Origin of the sequence: Pseudoalteromonas sp. SIMBA_162, from assembly GCF_046535955.1 — a bacterium.
GTDB lineage: Bacteria > Pseudomonadota > Gammaproteobacteria > Enterobacterales > Alteromonadaceae > Pseudoalteromonas > Pseudoalteromonas marina.
In genome coordinates this window covers 182,863-191,971 of sequence record NZ_JAWJBQ010000007.1, presented here as the reverse complement: position 1 = coordinate 191,971, position 9,109 = coordinate 182,863, and the positions used below count along the sequence as shown (strand labels likewise).

At 38.1% G+C, this 9,109-nt stretch carries 8 protein-coding genes; all 8 read left to right on the top strand.

The features are described 5' to 3' along the window. Positions 1-410: 410 nt before the first annotated feature. On the top strand, positions 411-791 hold the full coding sequence (locus R0J88_RS07685; protein ID WP_008127308.1) for a hypothetical protein: 381 nt from the start codon (positions 411-413) through the stop codon (positions 789-791). Between the two features lie 128 nt (positions 792-919). Then, positions 920-1,378: a GAF domain-containing protein gene (locus R0J88_RS07680; RefSeq protein WP_006792823.1), complete on the top strand. Its 459-nt coding sequence runs from the start codon at positions 920-922 to the stop codon at positions 1,376-1,378. After that, positions 1,378-1,656 carry a hypothetical protein gene (locus R0J88_RS07675; RefSeq protein WP_058405538.1) on the top strand — a complete coding sequence of 93 codons (279 nt, stop codon included), beginning with the start codon at positions 1,378-1,380 and terminating at the stop codon, positions 1,654-1,656. Before R0J88_RS07680 ends, R0J88_RS07675 begins: the two co-directional genes overlap by 1 nt. Before the next feature lie 15 nt (positions 1,657-1,671). Then, positions 1,672-2,319 (top strand): RNA chaperone ProQ, encoded by a 648-nt coding sequence (proQ, locus tag R0J88_RS07670; protein ID WP_006792821.1) that lies wholly within the window; start codon positions 1,672-1,674, stop codon positions 2,317-2,319. A gap of 25 nt (positions 2,320-2,344) precedes the next feature. Further along, on the top strand, positions 2,345-4,369 hold the full coding sequence (prc, locus tag R0J88_RS07665) for a carboxy terminal-processing peptidase (protein WP_410899589.1): 2,025 nt from the start codon (positions 2,345-2,347) through the stop codon (positions 4,367-4,369). Positions 4,370-4,548: 179 nt separating this feature from the next. Beyond that, positions 4,549-6,012 carry a Na+/H+ antiporter NhaC gene (nhaC, locus tag R0J88_RS07660; RefSeq protein WP_006792819.1) on the top strand — a complete coding sequence of 488 codons (1,464 nt, stop codon included), beginning with the start codon at positions 4,549-4,551 and terminating at the stop codon, positions 6,010-6,012. A gap of 46 nt (positions 6,013-6,058) precedes the next feature. Beyond that, positions 6,059-8,653, top strand: a complete 2,595-nt coding sequence (pepN, locus tag R0J88_RS07655) for an aminopeptidase N (RefSeq protein WP_410899588.1) — start codon at positions 6,059-6,061, stop codon at positions 8,651-8,653. After that, complete coding sequence (locus R0J88_RS07650; protein ID WP_008127316.1) at positions 8,654-8,875, top strand: DUF2835 domain-containing protein; 222 nt, start codon at positions 8,654-8,656, stop codon at positions 8,873-8,875. Positions 8,876-9,109: the final 234 nt, after the last annotated feature.

The following is a 9,109-nucleotide window of genomic DNA, read 5'->3' as shown; positions in this document are numbered from 1 at the left end:
TCGAATGCACCGGTCTTGAAAACCGGCATAGGTTTGTAGCCTATCTAGGGTTCAAATCCCTATCTCTCCACCATTATATTAAAGCCCGCTAAACAGCGGGCTTTTTTGTTTTTTGAATTTGACTATCAATTGCAATTGGCATTTATGTTTGATCAATTTTAAAATTAAGCATGAAGCTGAAGACATCAAATAACTCTCCTGTTTAACATCTGAAAATGAATCACCTGTCTTGCTACTCAAAAGCAATAACTTTACCTTTATTAAAATTATTAGCCGAAAACGGTAGGTCGTTTGTAGTTTAATGTGTTTTATTTTTGTTCGTAATTTACGACCATAGTCTCTGTTTCTAACTTTGGGTTCTTGGTGCATGCTTATAAATAGAGTTTAAGTGTGTTGTTAAGGACTATTAAATGAAACACCAATTAGCAAAAAGCGTTGCGCTTTCATTACTTTCTCCTGTGATTGTGGGTAGCCTATTAGGTATTTATTATTCAATAACGCTACAAGGTGAATTTGTCTCTATATTTTTTTCATTATTGATGACAGCCATATCTAATGCGCATATTGTTGGCTTAACAATGGCTGCATTTGTTGTCCCAGGCTATTTATTAATGTTTAAATATTCAAAAGTAAACTATTCCGGTGTTTTAACGCTTGGTTTACTTGGTGGTGCTATTTTTAGCTTTCTTTTAAGTGCCTCCACAGGCGAAATATTTTTAATAAATAGTGTTATGTCAGCAATAGCGGCAGGGCTGTTTTTATTTGGTCTTCGTAAAACTTCAAAATCATAATCGCGTCTTTATTAACCAAGGACGCTTTTAAACTACGGAAATTCCTTTTTTTTACCTGCAAAAGGTTCCAATTTTTCATCACAAAGAGTACCTTTAGCTACTGTATGTTTAATAAGAAGTAGTTTGGTATGCAAAAGCACGATTTTTACCAGTCATTAGTTAAACAAACTGAATCGCTGATTGCCGGTGAGTCGAATGTAATTGCTAATATGGCAAATATAAGCGCGCTGTTATTTACCTCTTTAGAGGATGTAAATTGGGCGGGCTTTTACTTTATTGATTCGCCGTCAGAATTAGTGCTAGGCCCATTTCAGGGTAACCCAGCATGTATCCGTATTCCAGTTGGAAAGGGTGTATGTGGAACGGCTGCAGCTACGTTGCAAACACAACTAATTGAAGATGTTCATGCCTTCGATGGGCATATTGCCTGTGATGCAGCATCGAACTCTGAGATTGTTGTACCTATCATGAAACATGGTAAAATATTTGCAGTGCTAGATATTGATAGTCCTAGTATTTCTAGATTTGACACTGATGACAAAGCGGGATTAGAAGCATTGGTTAAATGCTTTGAGGCTAGCTTGTAATGAAAGATTTGCTAAATGTTCAAGACTACCTATTTGCTTTACAAGATGTAGGCGACTGGGAAGGCGAAGAAGAACATGTAGCGGAAACGCTCAATGATTTGATTCACATTGCTTGGGACAAACTCCCAGATGATTTAGATTGTGAATCAATCGATGAAATAATAAATGGTATTTGGGAACACCTTCGAGGTGATATGGCTGTACTTGAAGCCGATTTCGAAGAACTGGTCGACTGGGTAATACACTATGTTGATTCGTCCCTTGATGAAAAGATGTGAAAAATAGGTTCTAAAATGGAAACCACAAACAAGCTAAAAGATATTAATGAAGTATTGGAGTTCTTGTACCAAGAATTTCCACAATGTTTTAAACAAAAAGACGGTATCAAACCGCTTAAAGTCGGTATTTTTAAAGATATTGCTGAGCGTATTGAAGGGTCTGAAAAAGTAAGCAAGACTCAAGTTCGTCAAGCACTAAGAAAATACACGTCTAACTGGCGTTATTTAGAAGCTGTGACAAAGTCGGAGTTTCGTATTGACCTTGATGGCAATGAAGGTGAAAAAGTTGAGCAAGAGCACATTGATCATGCTCAAAAAGCACTAGAAGAAAGCCGTGCAAAAATGGCGAAGCGCAAAAAACAACAGCGTCCACGTCAAGACTCAGATTCTAAAAACTTTAAGAAGAAGCCTGCACATGCAAACAAGGGCGCTGATAAAAATGCGTCAGCTAGCAAAGCAACTAAATCTGCACCCGCTAAACGTTCAGGTAAAATTGAACCTTTACCAGCAACAGAGGTCAAGGTTAATAACAAGGTTAAAGTTAAACTAGGCCAAGCACTTGTAAATGCAGTAATCACTGAAGTAAATAAAGACGACGTTCATGTTGAATTAGTGACTGGTATGCAAGTTAAAACCAAAGCAGACAGCTTATACACTGTTTAAGTTGTACATAAATTAAGGAGTTTGTATGAGTAAAAAGTTTACGCTCATTCCGGTAGTTGCAGCCCTGTTTTCAGGTTCATTATTTGCTTCTGTAGAGCCTGTCACCATTGATGATTTACCTCTACTCAAGCAAGAAAGTCAACATGGCACTGCCAGTAAGCGCGTGGCAAGCTTATTTACTCGTTCACACTATATCCCGGTTCGATTTAACGATGAACTTTCTAGTAAAGTGTACGATCGTTACATCGAATCCCTTGATTTTAATAAAAGCGTTTTTTTAGCCAGTGATATTGCATCCTTTGAGCAATATCGCGATAGCTTTGACAACGCTTTAACTACCGGCAAGCTAGGCTTCACGTTTGATATTTTTAATTTAAGCCTAAAGCGCCGTTTTGAACGTTACGAATATTCACTTTCTTTATTAGAAAATGAAATGACGTTCGAAAAACAAGATGAATACTTTTTTGATCGTGAAGATGCAACGTGGCCAACATCGCAAGCAGAGCTAGACGAGATCTGGCGAGAGCGTGTTAAGTACGATGCACTGCGATTAAAAATGACTGGTAAAGATTGGGAAGGAATCAAAGAGGTTCTTACCAAGCGATACAAAAACGCTGAAAAGCGTCTAGTTCAATCTAACTCAGAAGATGCATTTCAAATTGTTTTAAATTCTTTAGCTCGCACGATTGAGGCGCATACGTCTTACTTATCACCAAGACGTGCTGAACAATTTAAAATGGATATGGACTTAGAACTTGAAGGCATTGGTGCTGTACTAACTCCTGACGAAGATTACACCGTAATTCGTAGTCTTGTACCAGGCGGTCCCGCAGACAAAACCGAACAAATTAAAGCAGATGACCGTATTATTGGCGTAGCACAAGACGGTGAAGATTTTACCGATGTGATTGGCTGGCGTTTAGATGATGTTGTAGATTTAATAAAAGGCCCTAAAGGTACGAAAGTACGTTTGCAATATTTGAAAGGTGCAGATGCTCATGGCACACCTAAAGTGGTCGAAATTACTCGTGACAAAATCCGTCTTGAAGACAGAGCTGCAAAGTCAGAAGTGTTCGAAGCTAAATATTCTGATTTATCAAGCAAGATTGGGGTTATTGAAATCCCAGGTTTTTACAATAATTTGTCTAAAGACGTAAAAGTTGAGTTAGCTAAATTAAAAGAGGCTAAAGTAGACGGTATTATTATCGACTTACGTCAAAATGGTGGTGGTTCGTTATACGAAGCGACCCAGCTTTCTGGCTTATTTTTCGATCAAGGTCCTGTTGTACAAATACATACTCTAAATAACCGAATTGAAGAGCAAAGAGATCGTGATGGAGTTACTTATTACGACGGGCCATTAACGGTTTTAGTTGATCGTTACAGTGCGTCTGCATCTGAGATTTTTGCCGCTGCAATGCAAGATTATGGTCGCGCTGTTATTATTGGCGAACAAACATTTGGTAAAGGCACTGTGCAGCAACATAAAGGTCTTGCAAGAGCGTATGATCTTTACGATAACCCATTAGGTAGCGTGCAATACACCATAGCTAAATTTTACCGTATTAATGGCGGCAGTACTCAGCACAAAGGTGTTATTCCTGACATTTCATTTCCATCGGCTATAGATCCTGCCGAGTGGGGTGAAAGTAAACAAGATAATGCACTTCCTTGGGATAGCATTGTTAAAGCAAAATATAAAAAGTTAGGAAATTTAACTCCAGTTATTCCTTACCTAGAAAAGCAGCATAAAGATCGTATTAAATCTGAACCTGAGTTCGGCTACGTGTTTGATGATATAGCGTTGTACAACGAAGAAAAAGATCGTAAAACGATTTCTTTAGTTGAAGCCACGCGTATTAAAGAAAAAGAAGAAGGTGAAGCGCGTGCATTAGTTCGTACAAATGAGCGCTTGAAACGATTAGGTAAAGATCCGGTTGAAAACCTAGATGATGTACCAGATGTAATTGATGAGCTTGACCCGTTCCTTGAAGAAGCGGCCTTAATTACTCAGGACTACATTAACTTTGGTCGCATCGCCAAAAAGTAAAAACTGGTTTTACCACTACAAAAAAGGCGCTCGTGCGCCTTTTTTGCTACCTATCACAGCCTAAATTGTTATAATCTCTAACTATTAAAAATTGAGCCGGCTTAGAAATGCTCAGTTAATACGCACTAAGTGCTAAAAATAATAATTAAACACGCTGTATGTGTGTAGGAGTCTCAACTTTGAACCCATTGGATGATAAACCAGTAAAACCCGCCTCATTTCTTGATGCATTAATTCCTATTTCAGTTTTAATTTGTTTGTTAGGGGCTGCGGTTTACTTATTTGGTGACAACTCGTCATCTGGACCAAACCAAATTGCACTTTTATTTGCAACCTTCGCAGCTGCTCTAATTGGCCTAAAAAACGGCTACACGTGGAAAAAGCTTGAGCAAGCTATGATTGAGGGTATAACGCTCTCTCTTGGCGCTATATTAATCTTATTAATGGTAGGTGCTTTGATAGGTACTTGGTTGTTATCAGGCACAGTACCAACGCTAATATATTATGGCCTGCAAGTAATTAACCCTAGTTGGTTTTATGCTGCAAGTTGTTTAATTTGTGGCATTGTGGCTATGAGCATTGGTAGCTCGTGGACTACTGCAGCTACAATTGGTGTTGCTTTATTAGGTGTTGCTACGGGTCTTGGTTTAGATCAGACAGTTACAGCTGGTGCTGTTATATCTGGTGCGTATTTTGGTGACAAACTAAGCCCACTCTCTGAAACAACTAACTTAGCGCCCGCAGTGGTTGGCTCTGACTTATTTGAACATATTCAGCATATGCTATGGACAACAGTTCCTAGCTTTGTGATTGCGCTTATTATATTTATATTTATGGGCTTTAACGCAACGGCTTCAAATGAGGCTGGGCGTTTAGACGAAATTACGCTAATTTTGGAGCAAAACTTCAATATTGGTTTTGAGATGCTCATTCCTTTAATTGTGCTTTTAGTGCTAGCAATTAAAAAAATGCCTGCTTTTCCTGCTATTTCTATTGGTGCTGTGGTTGGTGCTGTTTGGGCTATGCTATTTCAGTCTGACTTAATTGGTTCTCAAATTGATACTTCTCAAGGCGAAGTGGTTGGGTATTTCAAATTAGTATGGACGACATTTTTTGACGGTTTTAGCATCGATACCGGTGATGACAAAATGGACTCACTACTTAGCGGTGGTGGTATGGCGGGAATGTTAACAACGACGTGGTTAATTATGACTGCGCTTATGTTTGGCGCTATTATGGAAAAAACAGGCTTGTTAGACATTTTCGTAAAAAGTATTTTAAAAATAGCGAAAAGTACTGGCTCTTTAATTGCCTCTACCATTGCAACGTGTATTGGTACTAATCTCATTGCAGCCGATCAATATATTGCTATTGTGGTTCCTGGACGTATGTTTAAAGATGAATATAAAAAGCGCGGTTTAAAGCCGGTTAATTTATCTCGCACCTTAGAAGATGGCGGTACGATTACCAGTCCACTTATTCCTTGGAATACATGTGGTGCTTACATGCAAAGTGTACTTTTAATAAACCCTTTCGATTACGCACTTTACGCTTTCTTTAACTTAATTAATCCCGTTTTAGCTGTTATATATGCGTATCTCGGTATTAAGATTTTACGTATTAAGCCGAAACAATCAGCCTAAATTTAGTAGCGCCTCTTCATATAGAGGCGCTTTTTTTGGAGTAATTATGACCGACTCAAAAACGCCCCAAGCTCAATATCTCAAAGACTATAAAGCACCAAATTTTTTAATAGACCACACAGACTTAACGTTTGATCTTCAGCCTAAAACTACAACGGTAACAAGCGTACTGACGTTAACGCGTGTTGGTGATAATCAATCACCTCTGATTCTAGATGGCATAAATTTACGTTTAACGTCCTTATCGATAGATGCGATTGAGATAACAGATTATAGCGTTGTTGATGAGCAGCTAATTATTAATAACTTACCAGAGCGTTGTAAATTACGTATTGTGACTGAGATATCTCCTGAGACAAATACATCTTTAGAAGGTCTTTACTTATCTGGTGGAGCGTATTGTACACAGTGTGAGGCGCAGGGCTTCAGAAAGATAACATATTACATGGATCGTCCTGATGTGTTGTCTACGTTTGATGTGACTATTATTGCTGATTCAAGTTATACGCATTTATTATCTAATGGTAACCAAATTGACAAAGGTGAGACACCTGACGGCCGTCATTTTTCTAAATGGCAAGACCCATTTAAAAAACCAAGCTATTTATTTGCATTAGTTGCTGGTGATTTTGATGTATTAAACGATACCTATACAACTAAAAGTGGCCGAAAAATTGATTTAGCATTATTTGTAGATAAGGGTAATTTGCCTAAAACACCGCATGCGATGCAATCCCTTAAAAAATCTATGCAATGGGATGAAGAGCGTTTTAATTTAGAATATGACCTTGATATATACATGATTGTAGCCGTAGATTTCTTTAATATGGGTGCAATGGAAAACAAAGGCTTAAATATATTTAACAGTAAATGTGTTTTGGCCAATCAAGAAACAGCAACGGATAAAGATTACCATACTATTGAGTCTATAGTAGGTCATGAATACTTTCACAATTGGACTGGTAATCGTGTTACGTGCAGAGATTGGTTTCAGTTATCACTTAAAGAGGGACTCACTGTATTTAGAGACCAAGAATTTAGTAGTGACCTTGGATCGCGTGCACTCAACCGCATTGATGCTGTTAAGGTGATGCGTACGCATCAGTTCAGTGAAGACGCAGGGCCTATGGCACATCCTATTCGACCGGAAAAAGTTATTGAAATGAATAACTTTTATACCGTAACAGTATACGACAAGGGTGCTGAAGTAATAAGAATGATGCACACCTTGCTTGGTGAGGTTAACTTTCAAAAAGGGATGGCGCTTTACTTTAAACGTCATGACGGCCAAGCAGTTACGTGTGACGACTTTGTCAGTGCTATGAGTGACGCATCGGGTGTTAATTTAGGGCAGTTCAAGCGTTGGTATAGTCAGGCGGGCACACCTCGTTTGAATGTTATAGAGCATTACGACAGTGCCTCAAACACCTACACACTAACCATAGAGCAAAAAGCACCGATTAATCAGCCCGATAACAAACCGTTGCACATCCCGTTTGCTATTGAGTTGTTGGACGAATCTGGCAATAGTATCGAATTACTGTACAAAGGTTTAAAAGTTAGTAATGTGCTTGATGTTACCGATAAAAAGCAGAGTTATACTTTTGAGAATGTGACTTGTAAACCTGTTGCCGTGTTGTTAGAAGACTTTTCTGCTCCGTGTATTCTAACTCAACAAACAACTGAGCTTGAGCTTTTGCATATTATGCGTTTTGCACGAAGTGATTTTTCACGTTGGGATGCACAGCAACAATTGTTTATAAAAGCGGTAAAAGCAGCAATTAACTCAGATACACAATTTCAATTAAGTGACGAGATAATTGAAGCCTTGCGTGTTTTAATTGTTTCAAAACAAGGCGATTTAGCGTTAATTGCAGAGTTATTAAAATTACCTAGCTTTGACACTTTAGCCGCAGAATTTGAAATTATTCCTGTTGATGAAATTATTCATGTTGTAGCACAGTTCGAAATACAAATTGCCACAAGCCTTAATGATGAGCTTATTGCATGTTTTGGTTCATTACATGACGATGGCAGCATAAGCGCCGAAGCGGTTGCTGTGCGCTCACTACAGCAAATTTGCCTGCATTATCTTGCAAAGGTGCCGAGCAAACAAACAGATAAATTTATTAAGTTAGCTGCTAGCTCGTCAAATATGACCAATGTATTGGGTGCACTTAGCGCTGTGGTAAAAGCCTCTCATCCGCTTTGTGATGATTTATTGTCGCACTTTGATAGTCAATGGCGACATGATGTACTTGTTATGGATAAGTGGTTTGCGCTTCAAGCAATGCAAACAGGTGAAGATGCTATTATTAATATTAAGTCATTATACGAGCACCCAAGTTTTGATTTTTCCAATCCCAATAGAGTCCGTGCTTTAGTGGGGAGTTTTAGCTACTTTAACACTCAGCAATTTCAACGTGCTGACGGGCAAGGATATGAATTGCTTGGTGATTTACTTGTTAAGCTGAATGCAATAAATCCACAAAATGCGTCAAGAATGCTAACACCGTTTATGTCTTGGAAACGTTATGATAAAACACGTTCAGCACTTATGAGAACGCAATTAGAACGTTTATCTAATTTAGATGGACTAAGTGACGACTTATTCGAGAAGGTTGAAAAAGCGCTTAATTAAATGCTTGAATATTACTTTAATTTAAGATTGAGCTATAACGACTGTATGGATTACTACCACGGTCGATATAGTTCTGTGCAAGTGGTTGAAGAGGGTGGGAAGTCAATTCGGTTTTCTGCCGATCATTTAAGACCGTTTGTTACAAGTTTAGGTGTCAGAGGGCGTTTTAGAATGTTACTCACCCCTGAAAATAAATTTATTCGTATTGAACGAGTGGCTTAGAGCGCTATTTTTATGTTATAAAACCATAAAAATATTGTCTTTTTGTTAATTTCAATTTGTTCTATTGTTAAATAACGTGTATAAATTATCTGGTATGACGTCTTACCAATACGTAAACGTCAGCTGACACACTATATATATGACAGATTGAATGCGACTATTTGTAATTTATACAATTCGCTTCTATCGTTACGATTACACTAAAAACAATAACTTGATCACACAATATGACCC